Below are 16,378 nucleotides of genomic sequence, written 5' to 3' on the forward strand. Positions count from 1 at the left end.
TGACTGGCAGGCGCAGTCGTCGTCTAAATCTCGACCTGCGTACCCAGTTCTATTACCCGGTTTGGCGGGATCTCAAACTGATCGGGCGCACGTAGCGCATTGCGTTGTAGCGTCATAAACAACTTGCCGCGCAGACGCAAATACCAGGGCCGTTTACCGATAATCAGCGACTCATGGGACATAAAGAAAGACGTCTCCATCATCCGGCAGTTAAGTCCTTCCAGACCGCAACGGTGGAAAATCTCTTCCACGTTCGGTGTTTCGCGCCAGCCGTAACTCGCCACCACGCGCCAGAAGGTGGGCGACAGCTGTTCGATGGTGACGCGCCGGACGTTATGCACGTAAGGTGCATCTTCAGTACGCAGGGTTAACAGCACGACGCGTTCATGCAGCACCTTGTTGTGCTTCAGGTTGTGCAGCATGGCAAAAGGAATAACGTTCAGTGCACGCGACATGTAAACCGCGGTGCCCGGCACGCGCACAGGCGGCGATTTTTCCAGAGAGGCAATCATCGCCTCCAGGGAGTTACCGTGTTCATGCATGCGGCGCAGCAAACGAAAACGTTCGCTCTTCCACGTGGTCATCACGATAAACATCATCAGCGCCAGCGTCAGCGGCAGCCAGCCACCAGAGAAAATCTTGATTAGGTTGGCCGAGAACAGCGACACATCAATACACAGCATGGCAATTAAAATCAGCCCCACCAGATAACGATTCCAGTGCCAGTTCAGTATCGCGACGGTCGCGCAAAGAATAGAGGTCAGTACCATTGTCCCCGTCACCGCAATACCGTAAGCCGCGGCCAGGTTACTGGAGTGCTCAAAGCCGATGATGACAATCACAACAGAGAAATAAAGCAGCCAGTTAATTACCGGAATATAGATCTGCCCAGACTCATTTTCTGATGTATGAACGATGCGCATAGGAGGTAAATAACCCAGGCGCACGGCCTGGCGGGTTAACGAGAAAACCCCGGAAATCACCGCCTGTGAGGCGATGACGGTGGCTAACGTCGCCAGAATTAACATGGGAATCAGCGCCCAGTCGGGTGCCAGCAGGAAAAATGGGTTTTTGATCGCTTCAGGGTGCTTCAGTAACAACGCGCCCTGACCGAAATAGTTGAGCACCAGCGAAGGCAGCACCACCACAAACCATGCCAGCCGGATAGGGAATTTACCAAAATGCCCCATATCCGCATACAGCGCTTCGACGCCCGTAATCGCCAGTACCACCGCGCCGAGCGCAAAAAAGGAAACCGTCTTATATTCCACAAAGAAGTGCAGCGCCCAGTAGGGGTTTAATGCCTGTAATACCTCAGGATTATTGAGAATGCTGCGCGCACCCAGTACGGCCAGGACGATAAACCACAGCAGCATGACGGGCGCGAACAGTTTACCCACGATACCGGTGCCATGTTTTTGAATGACAAACAGCAGGGTCAGCACGGCAATGGCCATCGGCACAATATAGCTGTCGAGGCTTGGCGCAGCGATTTCCAGACCTTCAATCGCCGACAATACGGATACGGCAGGGGTGATCACCACCTCACCATAGAAAAAACTGCCGCCAATGAGCCCCATAATCACCAGGATCGCAGTGGCACGTCCGCCCGTATTTCGCCCGGCCAGCGACATCAGCGTCAGAATACCGCCTTCTCCGGCATTGTCGGCACGCATCACGTAGCTGATATATTTCAGCGACACCACCAGCACCAGCAGCCAGAAAATCAGCGAAAGAAAGCCAAAGACCGCATCCCGTTCCACGCCAAAGCCAAACTGCCCCGAAAGACATTCGCGTAAGGTGTAAAGCGGACTGGTGCCGATATCCCCGTAGACGACACCAATGGCAGCCAGCGTTAATCCGCCTAGTGAGTGCTTATTATCCGAGCTCATAAAATTATCTTTTGTTGGAGTCTGAGAGGCGCACAAGCCATCAAAAAGCGCACAGTATGCACGTATTCACAAAAATTCCTACCTCCGTCGTGGTAACAGACGGCCATCCCCTGTTTTTTCTGTTGCCTGCAATCTTTAAAGCCGTGTTGTCGAACCTTCTGAAACAAAAAAGCTGACATCGATTAACGCTTTCGCGCATCATACCCTATAGAGTATTGCGTTCGCTAAAACGCGGCGGCTCGACGATTGTAAGGACATTGATGTGATTATGGCTCAACCCCATCTTTTGGCAGAAAGAATTTCTCGTCTCAGCAATGCGTTAGAAAAAGGTTTGTATGAGCGTCATCATGCCATTCGACTTTGCCTTCTCGCCGCCCTCAGCGGCGAAAGCGTGTTTCTGCTGGGGCCGCCGGGCATAGCAAAAAGCCTGATTGCCCGCCGCCTGAAGTGCGCCTTCCAGCATGCCCGCGCCTTTGAGTATCTGATGACCCGCTTTTCCACGCCGGAGGAAGTGTTTGGTCCACTGTCGATTCAGGCGTTAAAAGATGAAGGCCGCTACCAACGGCTGACCAAGGGCTATCTACCGGATGCAGAAATCGTATTTCTGGATGAGATCTGGAAAGCAGGCCCGGCAATCCTCAACACGCTGCTCACCGCCATCAACGAACGCCGTTTCCGCAACGGTGATAGCGAAGAAAAAATCCCCATGCGCTTGCTGGTCACGGCCTCGAATGAGCTACCGGAAGCCGACAGCGGGCTCGAAGCCCTCTATGACCGTATGTTAATTCGTCTGTGGCTGGATAACGTGCATGAAAAGCAGAACTTCCGCAGCATGCTGACTCATCATCAGGATGAAAATGACAATCCGGTCGCCGAATCGCTGCGCATCAGTGACGAAGAGTATGTGCAATGGCAACAAGGTATCAGTCAGGTCACGCTGCCCGATAACGTGTTCGAACTGATCTATCAGCTACGTCAGCAGTTGGAAAAGCTGCCAGATGCGCCTTACATCTCCGATCGTCGCTGGAAAAAAGCCATACATCTGCTGCAGGCCAGCGCCTTTTACAGCGGGCGAAACACCATTGCTCCGCTGGATCTGATCTTGTTGAAAGACTGTTTGTGGCACGACGTCACTTCGATGCAACTTCTGGATCGCGAAATCGATCAGTTGATGACGCAACATGCCTGGCAACAGCAGGCCATGCTACTCAGGCTTCAGCAACTCAAGGCGCGACGTCTGGCACTGCAACAGCAGCAAAGCGTGGCCGTCGCCATTACGCTTGAGAAACACAGCGGCATGTTCAGCCGTAAACCGCATTACGATATGCCCGAAAGCTTTACCGATGCGCAGTTAACCCTGATGCTGCAAAAGCCGCTTACACTGCATGATATGCAGGTCACGCATCTGGTTATTGAGCGTGAAGCGCTGAATCACTGGCTACAGAAAGGTGGTGACGTTCGCGGCAAATTAAACGGCATTGGCTTTGCACAAACGCTGGATATGCTGGTGGATGCTCAACATTGTCTGGCCGTGCGTGATGTCAGTCTGCAAACATCCAGGCTGACTCTGCCGGGCGCAAGCAGCAGTGATGCGCTGCCTGAGGAAATCCGCGAAGCGCTGGATGAACTCGACAGCCAGCTACGTCAGCAGCGCCATCAGTTCAGCCAGCAACAACGTTGCCTGTTTATCAGTGATGACTGGCTGGCTCGCGTCGAAACCAGCCTGCAGGACGTGGCGGAACAACTTAAACAGGCGCGTAAATGATCTCTCTGGAGACGCTGAGTACCCTGCTGTCAATCGGTGAAACCGAACTGATTGAAGAGTTAATTCTGGCACTCCTCGCGTCCCCACAGCTGGCCCTGTTCTTTGAAAAATTCCCCGGCATGAAAAAGGCGCTGTTACGCGACGTTCCTCGCTGGAAGGCGGAGATTGATGCCGAACTCAAAGCCACGCCCGTACCGGAAGCGCTGGCGGAAGAGTTTCAGTTATTCCAGCGTATTCAGTTACTCAGCGATCGTGAATTCAGCCAGCAGCTCGATGAAACCCTTGCTCACCTTGAACGTCTGACGTCCCCTTTTCTGGAAGAGGCACAACGCCTGCTGCTTCATAACGATCCCGGCAATCTTAGCAGCGCTCAGCATACGCTGTTCCTGCAACGCTGGCGGCTCAGCCTTACGCTGCAAACGCTAACGCTTAATGAGCAGCTTCTTGAGCAGCAACGCGAACGTCTGATGGCCGAGTTACAGCAACGTATGGCATTGAGCGGTCAACTGGCGCCGGTTCTGGCAGACGATGACGAAGCCGCAGCCGGACGCTTATGGGATATGGGCAAAGCCCCGCTTCAGCACGGCGACTACCAGCTGATGTTGCAGTACGGTGAGTTTCTGGCGCAGCAGCCTGAATTAATGAAGCTGGCCCAGCAGTTAGGCCGCAGCCGTGAAGCAAAATCGGTTCCCTCGCAGGACGCACCGATGGAGGCCTTTCATCACCTGGTGCGCGAACCTGATGCCGTACCGGAAGAAGTCAGCGGCATTCATCAGAGTGATGATGTGCTGCGTTTGCTGCCGCCCGAGCTGGCGGCGTTAAGCGTCAGCGAGCTTGAACTTGAGTTCTACCGCAGGCTGGTAGAGAAGCGACTGCTTACTTACAAACTTCAGGGTGATGCCTGGCATGAAAAAATCACCCAACGTCCCGTCAGCCACCAGCAGCACGAAGAACAGCCACGAGGTCCGTTTATCGTGTGTGTCGACACCTCCGGTTCGATGGGCGGTTTTAATGAACGCTGCGCAAAAGCCTTTTGCCTGGCACTTCTCAAGGTCGCACTGGCCGATCGCCGCCGCTGTTACATCATGTTATTCGCCCATGACGTAATTGGTTACGAATTAACAGGTGATGACGGACTGGAGCAGGCCATCCGTTTTCTCAGCCAACGTTTTCGTGGCGGAACCGACCTCGCGGCCTGTCTTTCAGCCGTGGTCAAGCGGATGGAGGGCGCGTTATGGCACGATGCCGATGCCGTGATAGTGTCGGATTTTATTGCGCAGCGCCTGCCAGAAGAGGTGGTACGCAGCGTTAAACACCGTCAGCAGCAACAGCAGCAGCGCTTCCATGCCGTCGCCATGTCTACGCATGGAAAACCCGGCATTATGCGCATCTTCGATCACATCTGGCGTTTCGATACCGGCTTAAAGAGCCGCCTGTTACGTCACTGGCGCCGTTAAGCGAGGCAGCAGAAATTCCATTTTGCTTTATAGTAAATATCTGCAATTACTTATTCAGCAATCAGGAGTGTCCTGTGAATACCGTTCAACCCCATCGCGATTTACCTGCGCCGACCCGTACGCTGATGCTCTCTGGCCAAAATGTCGAACAAAAACGTGCAGAGCTGCTGGCTTACTTCAATCAGACCTGGGCGCTGTACGAAGACCTGTTTACCTGTCTTAACGATCAGCGCGCCTGGTTTACCAAAGCGATTCCCCTGCGCCATCCGCTGATCTTCTATTTTGGTCACACCGCCACCTTCTACATTAATAAGTTAATGGCGGGCCGTTACATCGATGACCGCATTGATGACCACATTGAAGCCATGCTGGCCATCGGCGTGGACGAAATGAGCTGGGATGACCTCAATGACAACCATTATGACTGGCCTACAGTGGAAGCCGTGCGCGACTATCGCGGCAGCGTAAAAGCATTAGTGACGCAATTTATTCAGGAGATGCCGCTTGAACTGCCCATCCGTTGGGACAGCCCGGCCTGGGTGATCCTTATGGGCATTGAGCATGAGCGAATCCACCTCGAAACCTCTAGCGTACTGATTCGTCAGTTGCCGGTTGAATGGGTGAAACCCCAGCAGCAGTGGCCTGCGTGTGCTGAAGCGCGCCATGACCGACAGTCAGTACCCGCGAATACGCTCGTTCCCCAGCCCGGCGGTCACATCACCCTTGGCAAGACAGATGAGACCTATGGTTGGGACAATGAATACGGTACTCAGCAAATTGAGCTAAAACCGTTTAAAGCCAGCAAAATGCTGGTCAGTAATGCAGAATTTTATGAGTTTGTGCAGGCTGGTGGCTATCGGGAAACCCGCTGGTGGGATGAAGAAGGTTTGGGCTGGCGTCAGTTTGCGCAGGCAGAGATGCCCACCTTCTGGGTGGGCGACGCTACGATGCCCGATCAGCTAAAACTCCGCCTGATGTGTGAAGAAATTTCCATGCCCTGGGACTGGCCAGCGGAAGTCAATCAGTTGGAAGCCGCTGCTTTCTGTCGCTGGAAAGCAGAAGAAACCGGTAAATCAGTGCAGCTACCCTGTGAGGCTGAATGGTACCAACTCCGTGGGCAGGTAGAAGGCGATCAGCCAGACTGGCAGCAGGCTCCAGGCAATATTAACCTGGCTTACTGGGCTTCTTCCTGCCCGGTCGATCGTTTCCCTCAGGGTGAGTTTTACGACATCGTAGGTAATGTCTGGCAATGGACAACGACGCCGATCAATGGTTTCGAGGGGTTTAAAGTCCATCCGCTGTATGACGATTTCTCTACGCCCACCTTTGATGGTAAGCACTCACTTATAAAAGGTGGAAGCTGGATTTCTACCGGCAATGAGGCGATCAAATCGTCACGTTATGCTTTCCGTCGCCACTTTTTCCAGCATGCCGGTTTCCGCTATGTGGTCTCCTCGCATCAGGAAACCATGGCGCTGAATCCCTATGAAACAGACAGCATGGTTTCGCAGTATCTCGATTTCCAGTACGGTCCGCGCTATTTCGGTGTCGATAACTACGCTGAAGCACTGGTCAAACTGGCACTGCCGCACAGTCAGAATCGAGGTGAAGCACTGGACATCGGTTGTGCAACCGGCCGCGCCAGTTTCGAGCTTGCCCGCCACTTTGAACATGTCACCGGGATGGATTACTCGGCGCGCTTTATCGATGTGGCGCTACAGCTCACGACCGGCGAAGATTTCCGATACGTGGTGCCAGAAGAAGGCGAGCTGGTGGAATATCGGCAGGTACGGCTCAAGGACTTTGATGTCAGTAACGAACAGGCGAAGCGTATTCAGTTTGTACAGGGCGATGCCTGTAATATGAAGCCTCAACCCGCGCGTTACGATCTGGTGCTGGCATCGAACCTGATCGATCGTCTGCGTCAGCCGGCGCGCTTCCTTCAGGATGTAACACCTATGCTGCGTCCGGGTGGTGTCTTAGTGCTGTCATCGCCTTATACCTGGCTGGAAGAGTTTACACCGAAGGAAAACTGGCTGGGCGGCGTGCGTGAGAATGGCGAAGCCCTGACCACGCTGCAGGCGTTACAACGCCTGCTGGCCGCGGACTTCGAGCAAATCGGTTCTCCACAGGATGTGCCGTTTGTCATCCGTGAAACGGCCCGTAAGTTCCAGCACACGCTCGCTCAGGTGACGCTGTGGCGTAAGCGTTAAGGTAACCGGCAGCGGCTGATGCCGCTGCCGGTGAGTTGCCAGTTTGATTATTTTGCTGCACATTCTCCTCAGTTCATTGAAGAAAAACGATAACGAGGATGACCATGCCCGAACATCTGCAACTGGATAATCTCGACCGGGGTATCCTGAATGCATTACTGGAAAATGCGCGCACCGCTTACGCCGAACTGGCAAAACAGTTCAATGTCAGCCCGGGAACCATTCACGTCCGTGTCGAAAAGATGAAGCAGGCAGGCATTATCCTGGGCACGCGGGTTGAGATCGATCCCCGCCAGTTGGGCTTTGATGTCTGCTGTTTTATCGGCATTATTCTTAAAAGCGCCCGTGATTACCCGTCGGCACTGAGCAAGCTGGAAGCCCTGGATGAAGTTGTTGAAGCCTGGTACACCACCGGGCACTACAGTATTTTCATCAAGGTAATGTGCCGATCTATTGATGCCCTGCAGCAGGTATTAATTAACAAGATCCAAACTATCGACGAAATTCAGTCAACGGAAACCCTGATTTCCCTGCAAAACCCCATCATGCGAACCATCAAGCCCTGATCTTTCCACCAGCTTGTGCACAATCTTATCCTTAGACGATCGGCCGCCTGACAACGGCTGCATCGACATCATCTAAACTAATAACCCTGTTTTCCACAGGTGGATCACCGCTTGATCACAGCGTACAATGCTTTCCTTGATCTCAGGAGAGCACGATGGCCGACATTACGTTAATCAGTGGCAGCACCTTAGGCAGCGCCGAATATGTTGCTGAACATCTGGAAGAAAAACTGCAGGAAGCGGGCTTCTCAACGCAGATGCTGCACGGCCCTGAGCTGCATGACGTGCCGCAACAGGGCATCTGGCTGGTGGTGAGTTCTACCCACGGTGCCGGAGAGTTGCCGGATAATCTGCAACCTCTTTATGAGGCCATTGATGAGAGCCGTCCCGATCTGTCAGCCGTGCGTTTTGGCGCAGTTGGCATCGGCAACCATGAATACGATCTGTTTTGTGGTGCAATACGCAACCTTGATGCCCTGTTAATTGCCTGTGGTGCACAGCGCATCGGTGAAAGGCTCGAAATTGATATTCTGGAACATGAGATCCCTGAAGATCCGGCTGAAGAGTGGGTGATGACCTGGAAAGAGGCGATCTAAGCTGGTCGGGGATCGGGAAATAGCTACGATCCCCAGCAGAAGATACTGTTTTTCACACGATCCTGCCGTTTATTTTGTGGATAACTACCCTGTTTAGTTGCGTATAACCGGTAGTTATCCAAAGAACAACCGGAGTTCACTTTGTGAGCTGTGGATAACAAGCCATTTTGATCCCAGCTTATACGGATCAGGATCACCGATCATTAACAGGTATCGATCCTCTCTATACGCTTGTTTACGCTGTGCTTTTCGCAGATATCCACAGGGAACCGCGATCCTAATAAGAGATCTAACAGAAAGATCATATAAAGAATTAAGATCTTTTCTTTTAATACCTGACGATCCCGCTGCTTTCACCTCAGCCATAATTTCAGTAGAATCCACGGCCCAGAGAGAACGATCTCTGACTATTCATCAACGAGGTACCACTTCATGTTTTATCAAGATCCTTTTGACGTCATCGTAATTGGTGGTGGTCATGCGGGCACGGAAGCTGCCATGGCAGCAGCCCGAATGGGTCAGCAAACCCTGTTACTGACCCATAACATCGATACGCTGGGACAAATGTCTTGTAATCCTGCAATCGGTGGAATTGGCAAAGGACATTTGGTAAAGGAAGTGGATGCCTTAGGCGGTTTGATGGCTGGAGCAATCGACCAGGCAGGTATTCAGTTTAGGATACTAAACGCGAGCAAAGGCCCTGCTGTACGGGCCACTCGTGCTCAGGCAGACCGCGTGCTCTACCGCCAGGCCGTGCGTAAAGCGCTGGAGAATCAGCCAAACCTGATGATCTTCCAGCAGGCCGTGGACGATCTCATCGTCGAAAACGATCGTGTCGTCGGTGCGGTAACCCAAATGGGCCTGAAATTCCGTGCCAAAACGGTCGTATTAACCGTGGGAACCTTCCTCGACGGTAAAATTCATATCGGGCTGGATAACTACAGCGGTGGCCGTGCAGGTGATCCGCCGTCGATTCCTCTGGCAAAACGCCTGCGCGCTTTGCCACTGCGCGTTGACCGCCTGAAAACCGGTACACCGCCGCGCATTGATGCACGCAGCATCGATTTTAGCGTACTCGCCCCGCAGCATGGCGATAACCCGATGCCGGTATTCTCTTTCATGGGCAATGCCGGACAGCACCCCCAGCAGGTGCCGTGCTGGATGACCTACACCAATGAAAAAACACATGATGTGATCCGTAATAACCTCGATCGTAGCCCAATGTACGCCGGGATCATCGAAGGGATCGGTCCACGCTATTGTCCGTCGATCGAAGACAAAGTGATGCGCTTTGCCGATCGTAATTCACATCAGATCTTCCTTGAGCCTGAAGGGCTGACCAGCAATGAGATCTACCCTAACGGTATCTCTACCAGCCTGCCATTCGACGTACAGATGCAGATCGTTCGTTCTATGCAGGGTCTGGAAAATGCGACGATCGTGCGTCCGGGCTATGCCATTGAGTATGACTTCTTTGATCCACGCGATTTGAAACTCACGCTGGAAAGCAAATTTATCGACGGTCTGTTTTTTGCCGGTCAGATCAACGGCACCACAGGCTATGAAGAAGCCGCAGCACAAGGTTTGCTGGCTGGCCTTAATGCGGCACGCCAGTCTGCTGACAAAGAAGGTTGGGCGCCGCGCCGCGATCAGGCTTATCTGGGGGTTCTGGTCGACGACCTGTGCACGCTGGGTACCAAAGAGCCTTACCGCATGTTTACCTCGCGTGCGGAATATCGCCTGATGCTGCGCGAAGACAATGCTGATTTACGTTTGACGGAAACTGGCCGTGAACTTGGCCTGGTGGATGATGCGCGCTGGGCTCGTTTTAATCAGAAGCTGGAAGCCATTGAGCAGGAACGCCAGCGGTTGCGTGATATCTGGGTGCACCCTAAGTCAGAACATGTCGATGCGGTTAACGCCATCACCAGCTCGCCACTGACGAAAGAAGCCAGTGCGGAGGATCTGCTACGTCGTCCTGAAATGACCTACCTGAAGCTGATGGCGCTTGATGCGTTCGGTCCGGCTTTAGCGGATGATCAGGCTGCCGATCAGGTTGAAATTCAGGTTAAATACGAAGGCTACATTGCACGTCAGCAGGAAGAGATCGATCGTCAGCTGCGTAACGAAAATACGCTGTTGCCCGCGACGCTTGATTATCGCCAGGTCAGTGGCCTTTCAAATGAAGTTATCGCCAAGCTGAACGATCACAAACCGGTTTCTATCGGCCAGGCATCACGTATCTCAGGCATCACGCCTGCTGCCATCTCGATTTTACTTATTTACCTGAAAAAACAAGGTCTGCTGCGCAAAAGCGCCTGATCTGAACCGGGGCGGGTTATCCCGCCCCCGCTGACTGGACTGATGCTGTGATCAACAAACTCACTTCGCTGCTGCAAGCGGCTAAAATTTCCCTCTCCGATCAACAAAAACAGCAACTGGTCGCTTATGTCGGGCTGCTGGATAAATGGAATAAAGCCTATAACCTGACTTCGGTGCGCGATCCTCAGCAGATGCTGGTTCGCCATATCCTCGACAGTATCGTGGTGGCACCTCATCTTGAGGGGGCGCGCTTTATTGATGTCGGCACCGGTCCTGGTTTACCGGGCATTCCACTGGCCATCGTCATGCCGGATGCGCATTTCACCCTGCTGGACAGCCTGGGTAAGCGGGTACGATTTTTACGGCAGGTCCAACACGAGCTGGGGCTGACCAATATCGAACCGGTACAGAGCAGGGTAGAAGCGTTTCCGTCTGAGCCGCCCTTTGACGGCGTGATCAGCCGTGCCTTTGCTTCGCTGGAGGATATGGTGAACTGGTGTCACCATTTGCCGACGAAGAACGGCCGTTTTTATGCCCTGAAAGGGGTCCGGCCCGATGATGAAATTACCAGCCTGCCCGCAGGCTATTCGCTGGACAGGGTTATCTCGCTCCAGGTTCCACAACTGGACGGTGAGCGTCATCTGGTTATTATTACACCGCCAGGAAGCGTTCAGGCACCGTGAAAGCCTGGCGTTTCATCGTGCCTGTGTTACCAAAGATGCGATAGTTTGAGGGGCGAACCCGGCGATGTTGAGTGTCACATTGTTAAATTTCGCCCCGGAAATTATCTGAAAAACTTTTTCACATTTAACTTTTATTTCACAAAGTTTTATCAAAATAATCACTACTCCGCTGGGTATTAAACGCGTGCATCGCGATTAATCCTATTTAAGGGCAATAAAATTTTTGCATGAGTAATAGGCATTTTACGATTCTGAAGGTGACTTCGATGTCAATAGACCATTTTCATCGACAACAAAAATTATCAAGGACGTTTTTCTTTTTAACGTGATGATTATCAATGTTTTTATCCTTCATACCTTAGTTGGATAATGGCTCCTTAATAAAAGTTACTGTGGTGTGAATGCTTATTATGTGATCTAAAGCACGCTTTAAAATTGAGCCGCTGCAGAACTTTTCACAGCTTTATCCATAAACGGCTGCTCCGTATCTTTGGAAAAATAGTCATTCGGAAAGAAATTTAGATAATTGTTCACCTTTTCGTTACTTAACGATTGAAATCACAGGGACGGCCCGTATAATTTGCACGGCTTTTGCTACTTGACTCAAATGCACAAAGGCAGTCTTATACGACACGCGACATACCCCTAAAGGGGCAGGAGAGTATCAGCGCCATGTCAGTGTCTCTTTACAGTGTAAAATACGCCCGAACGGTGCTGATGATTCAGCTAGTGACCATTGTCATCGTCGGTGCACTCTTTGCCTTGAAAGATGTCACCTGGGGCAGCTCTGCTCTTGCTGGCGGGATGGCAGCCTGGCTGCCAAACGTGTTGTTCTTGTTTATAGCCTGGCGCCTGCAAGGGCAAACTCCGGCTTCGGGGCGCGTCGCGTGGAGCTTCGCTTTGGGTGAAATAGCCAAAGTGTTCGCGACCATTATTTTGCTCATTGTGGCGTTGGGCGTATTCGATGCGGTCTTTTGGCCGGTCGGGATCACCTGGTTATCGGTGCTGGTCGTTCAGATGTTGGCACCGGCGGTAATTAACAACAAAGGGTAAGAGGCATCATGGCTGCAGGAGAAATCTCTACTCCGCAAGAGTACATTGGTCACCACCTGACTCATCTTCAGTTGGACCTGCGTACCTTCGAGTTAGTGAATGCTCACGACGCTCCCGCGACGTTCTGGGTATTAAATATCGATTCCATGTTTTTCTCTCTGGTGCTGGGAGTTATCTTCCTGGTGTTGTTCCGTAGCGTGGCGAAAAGCGCCACCAGCGGTGTGCCAGGGAAAATGCAGGCGGCTATCGAACTGGTTGTCGGTTTCGTTGATAGCAACGTGCGCGACATGTATCACGGTAAGAGCAAACTTATCGCCCCGCTGGCTCTGACAATTTTTGTCTGGGTCTTTCTGATGAACTTCATGGATCTGCTGCCAATCGATTTGCTGCCCTATATTGGTGAGCACTGGTTGGGGTTACCGGCGCTGCGCGTGGTACCTTCTGCAGACGTGAACATCACGTTATCAATGGCGTTGGGCGTCTTTATTTTGATTCTGTTCTACAGCATCAAAATGAAAGGCATTGGCGGCTTCACGAAAGAGCTGACGCTGCAGCCTTTTAATCACCCGATCTTTATCCCCGTTAACCTTATTCTGGAAGGTGTTAGCCTGCTGTCCAAACCGGTTTCTCTCGGTCTGCGACTGTTCGGCAACATGTATGCGGGTGAACTGATCTTTATCCTTATTGCCGGTCTGTTGCCGTGGTGGTCACAGTGGATTCTGAATGTGCCTTGGGCCATTTTCCACATCCTGATTATTTCGCTACAGGCTTTCATCTTCATGGTCCTCACGATTGTCTATCTGTCGATGGCATCTGAAGAACATTGATTTTTTTCTCAACAATACGCGTTTAACTGAAACAAACTGGAGACTGTCATGGAAAACCTGAATATGGATCTGCTGTACATGGCTGCCGCTGTGATGATGGGCCTGGCGGCAATCGGTGCTGCGATCGGTATCGGCATCCTCGGAGGAAAATTCCTGGAAGGCGCTGCTCGTCAGCCTGACCTGATTCCTCTGCTGCGTACGCAGTTCTTTGTTGTAATGGGTCTGGTGGATGCAATCCCAATGATCGCTGTTGGTCTGGGCCTCTACGTGATGTTCGCTGTCGCCTAAAGCCCCCGTGTTCACTCCGCACCTGGTGTGAGAGTGAACGGATTCTGCCGTTTATCGTTGATAGCGGCAGAAAAGTTAAATACTTAATTAGAGGCATTGTGCTGTGAACATTAATGCAACAATCCTCGGCCAGGCCATCGCGTTCATCCTGTTTGTCGCGTTCTGCATGAAGTACGTATGGCCACCGATTATGGCTGCCATCGAAAAGCGCCAGAAAGAAATTGCTGAAGGCCTTGCTTCTGCTGAACGCGCGAAGAAAGATTTGGATCTCGCGCAGGCTAATGCGACCGACCAGCTGAAAAAAGCGAAAGAGGAAGCTCAGGTCATTATCGAGCAGGCGAACAAGCGTCGCACGCAGATTCTGGACGAAGCCAAGACTGAAGCTGATAACGAACGCACTCGCATTGTTGCACAAGCGCAGGCCGAAATTGACGCCGAACGCAAACGTGCACGTGAAGAACTGCGTAAGCAAGTCGCGTTGCTGGCTATGGCTGGTGCCGAGAAGATCATCGAACGTTCCGTGGATGAAGCTGCTAACAGCGACATCGTTGATAAACTGGTCGCTGAACTGTAAGGAGGGAGGGGCTGATGTCTGATCTGATTACTGTAGCTCGCCCCTACGCCAAAGCAGCTTTTGACTTTGCTGTTGAGCATCAAAGTATTGAACGCTGGCAAAAGATGCTGGCGTTTGCCGCAGAAGTGGCTGCCAATGAACAGATGGCCGACCTGCTTTCTGGTGCTTTAGCACCTGAAGCACTGGCTGCCTCGTTTAATGCAGTCTGTGGTGATCAACTGGATGAACCCGCACAGAACCTGATTAAGGTGATGGCGGAAAACGGACGTTTGACAGCGCTTCCGGCTGTTCTGGCGCAATTCATTCAACTGCGAGACGCTTATGAAGCGACTGCCGAAGTGGATGTTATTTCTGCCAGCACGCTGAGTGACGACCAGCTGACTAAAATCAGCGCCGCGATGGAAAAACGTCTGTCACGCAAAGTTAAGCTGAATTGCAAAATTGATAAGTCTGTGATGGCAGGCGTGATCATCCGTTCGGGTGATCTGGTTATTGATGGCAGCGTACGCGGCCGTCTTGACCGTCTGGCTGACGTCTTGCAGTCTTAAGGGGACTGGAGCATATGCAACTGAATTCCACCGAAATCAGCGAACTGATCAAGCAGCGCATTGCTCAGTTCAATGTCGTGAGTGAAGCTCACAACGAAGGTACTATTGTTTCTGTAAGTGACGGTATCATCCGCGTACACGGCCTGGCCGATGTTATGCAGGGTGAGATGATTTCCCTGCCGGGAAACCGTTACGCTATCGCCCTGAACCTCGAGCGTGACTCTGTAGGTGCGGTGGTGATGGGTCCGTATGCTGACCTGGCCGAAGGCATGAAGGTCAAGTGTACTGGCCGTATTCTTGAAGTACCGGTTGGCCGTGGCCTGCTGGGCCGCGTGGTGAACACCCTGGGTGCACCTATCGACGGTAAAGGCGCAATCGACAACGACGGCTTCTCGCCAGTTGAAGTCATTGCACCTGGTGTTATCGACCGTCAGTCTGTCGACCAGCCTGTTCAGACCGGTTACAAATCTGTCGATGCGATGATTCCAATCGGCCGTGGCCAGCGTGAGCTGATCATCGGTGACCGTCAGACCGGTAAAACCGCAATGGCAATCGACGCCATCATCAACCAGCGCGATTCAGGCATCAAATGTGTCTACGTTGCGATTGGTCAGAAAGCGTCAACCATTTCCAACGTGGTTCGTAAACTGGAAGAGCACGGTGCGCTGGCTAACACCATCGTCGTCGTTGCGTCTGCGTCTGAGTCTGCTGCACTGCAGTATCTGGCTCCGTATGCAGGTTGCGCCATGGGCGAATACTTCCGTGACCGCGGTGAAGATGCGCTGATCGTATACGATGACCTGTCTAAACAGGCTGTTGCTTACCGTCAGATTTCGCTGCTGCTGCGCCGTCCACCAGGCCGTGAAGCTTTCCCAGGCGACGTGTTCTATCTCCACTCTCGTCTGCTGGAGCGTGCATCACGCGTGAGCGCTGACTACGTTGAGCGCTTCACTAATGGTGAAGTGAAAGGCCAGACCGGTTCTCTGACCGCGCTGCCAATCATCGAAACTCAGGCGGGTGACGTTTCTGCGTTCGTTCCGACCAACGTAATCTCGATTACTGATGGTCAGATCTTCCTGGAATCTAACCTGTTCAACTCCGGTATCCGTCCGGCTGTTAACCCGGGTATCTCTGTATCCCGTGTTGGTGGTGCTGCACAGACCAAGATCATCAAGAAACTGTCCGGTGGTATTCGTACCGCGCTGGCACAGTATCGTGAACTGGCAGCATTCTCCCAGTTCGCTTCTGATCTGGACGATGCAACCCGTAAACAGCTGAGCCACGGTCAGAAAGTGACCGAGCTGCTGAAGCAGAAACAGTATGCGCCGATGTCTGTCGCGCAGCAGGGTCTGGTTCTTTTCGCAGCGGAACGCGGCTATCTGAACGACGTTGAGCTGGCAAAAATTGGTAGCTTCGAAGCTGCTCTGCTGGCGTTCGCAGATCGCGATCACGCCGAGCTGATGGCTGAAATCAACCAGTCTGGTAACTTCAATAGCGACATCGAAGAGAAGCTGAAAAGCCTCCTCGAGACGTTTAAAGCAACCCAGTCCTGGTAATGTCTGGCGGCTTGTCTGAAAAGGCAGGCCGCAAGGCT

Annotated in this window: 14 protein-coding genes; 13 read left to right on the forward strand and 1 reads right to left on the reverse strand. The window is 52.4% G+C overall.

All coding sequences use genetic code 11. The annotated features are described in order from the left end of the window. Positions 1-23: 23 nt before the first annotated feature. Positions 24-1,892 (reverse strand): low affinity potassium transporter Kup, encoded by a 1,869-nt coding sequence (gene kup / locus CMR03_RS20785; protein ID WP_063877762.1) that lies wholly within the window; start codon positions 1,890-1,892, stop codon positions 24-26. Positions 1,893-2,160: 268 nt separating this feature from the next. Here kup and ravA point away from each other — a divergent pair, with 268 nt between their 5' ends. The 13 genes from ravA (at position 2,161) to atpA (ending at position 16,340) form a co-directional block, all read left to right on the forward strand. Continuing rightward, entirely contained in the window at positions 2,161-3,657 is a 1,497-nt protein-coding gene (gene ravA, locus CMR03_RS20790) for an ATPase RavA (RefSeq protein WP_063881064.1), read from the forward strand. Further along, positions 3,654-5,114 (forward strand): ATPase RavA stimulator ViaA, encoded by a 1,461-nt coding sequence (viaA, locus tag CMR03_RS20795; protein WP_063877763.1) that lies wholly within the window; start codon positions 3,654-3,656, stop codon positions 5,112-5,114. The genes ravA and viaA overlap by 4 nt, the downstream gene beginning before the upstream one ends. A 74-nt stretch (positions 5,115-5,188) precedes the next feature. After that, positions 5,189-7,327, forward strand: a complete 2,139-nt coding sequence (gene ovoA / locus CMR03_RS20800; protein ID WP_208625038.1) for a 5-histidylcysteine sulfoxide synthase — start codon at positions 5,189-5,191, stop codon at positions 7,325-7,327. A gap of 104 nt (positions 7,328-7,431) precedes the next feature. Further along, on the forward strand, positions 7,432-7,893 hold the full coding sequence (asnC, locus tag CMR03_RS20805; RefSeq protein ID WP_063877764.1) for a transcriptional regulator AsnC: 462 nt from the start codon (positions 7,432-7,434) through the stop codon (positions 7,891-7,893). Between the two features lie 155 nt (positions 7,894-8,048). After that, positions 8,049-8,489 (forward strand): FMN-binding protein MioC, encoded by a 441-nt coding sequence (gene mioC, locus CMR03_RS20810; protein ID WP_096012544.1) that lies wholly within the window; start codon positions 8,049-8,051, stop codon positions 8,487-8,489. 432 nt (positions 8,490-8,921) lie between these two features. Continuing rightward, positions 8,922-10,811, forward strand: coding sequence for a tRNA uridine-5-carboxymethylaminomethyl(34) synthesis enzyme MnmG (mnmG, locus tag CMR03_RS20815; RefSeq protein ID WP_063877766.1), 1,890 nt, complete (start codon positions 8,922-8,924; stop codon positions 10,809-10,811). 47 nt (positions 10,812-10,858) lie between these two features. After that, a complete protein-coding gene (rsmG, locus tag CMR03_RS20820) occupies positions 10,859-11,494 on the forward strand; it encodes a 16S rRNA (guanine(527)-N(7))-methyltransferase RsmG (protein WP_063877767.1) in 636 nt (211 codons plus the stop codon). Positions 11,495-12,166: 672 nt separating this feature from the next. Next, positions 12,167-12,547, forward strand: a complete 381-nt coding sequence (gene atpI, locus CMR03_RS20825) for a F0F1 ATP synthase subunit I (RefSeq protein ID WP_063877768.1) — start codon at positions 12,167-12,169, stop codon at positions 12,545-12,547. An 8-nt stretch (positions 12,548-12,555) separates the two neighbouring features. Then, positions 12,556-13,374, forward strand: a complete 819-nt coding sequence (atpB, locus tag CMR03_RS20830) for a F0F1 ATP synthase subunit A (protein WP_063877769.1) — start codon at positions 12,556-12,558, stop codon at positions 13,372-13,374. Between the two features lie 48 nt (positions 13,375-13,422). After that, positions 13,423-13,662 carry a F0F1 ATP synthase subunit C gene (atpE, locus tag CMR03_RS20835; RefSeq protein ID WP_003849523.1) on the forward strand — a complete coding sequence of 80 codons (240 nt, stop codon included), beginning with the start codon at positions 13,423-13,425 and terminating at the stop codon, positions 13,660-13,662. Positions 13,663-13,765: 103 nt separating this feature from the next. Then, the gene (gene atpF, locus CMR03_RS20840) at positions 13,766-14,236 is read left to right on the forward strand and encodes a F0F1 ATP synthase subunit B (protein WP_013023933.1); all 471 of its coding nucleotides are present in this window, start codon (positions 13,766-13,768) and stop codon (positions 14,234-14,236) included. A 14-nt stretch (positions 14,237-14,250) separates the two neighbouring features. After that, entirely contained in the window at positions 14,251-14,784 is a 534-nt protein-coding gene (gene atpH, locus CMR03_RS20845) for a F0F1 ATP synthase subunit delta (protein WP_006121199.1), read from the forward strand. A 14-nt stretch (positions 14,785-14,798) separates the two neighbouring features. Then, positions 14,799-16,340, forward strand: a complete 1,542-nt coding sequence (gene atpA / locus CMR03_RS20850) for a F0F1 ATP synthase subunit alpha (protein WP_096012545.1) — start codon at positions 14,799-14,801, stop codon at positions 16,338-16,340. The last annotated feature ends 38 nt before the right edge of the window (positions 16,341-16,378 follow it).

Source organism: Pantoea allii (assembly GCF_002307475.1).
Taxonomy (GTDB): domain Bacteria; phylum Pseudomonadota; class Gammaproteobacteria; order Enterobacterales; family Enterobacteriaceae; genus Pantoea; species Pantoea allii.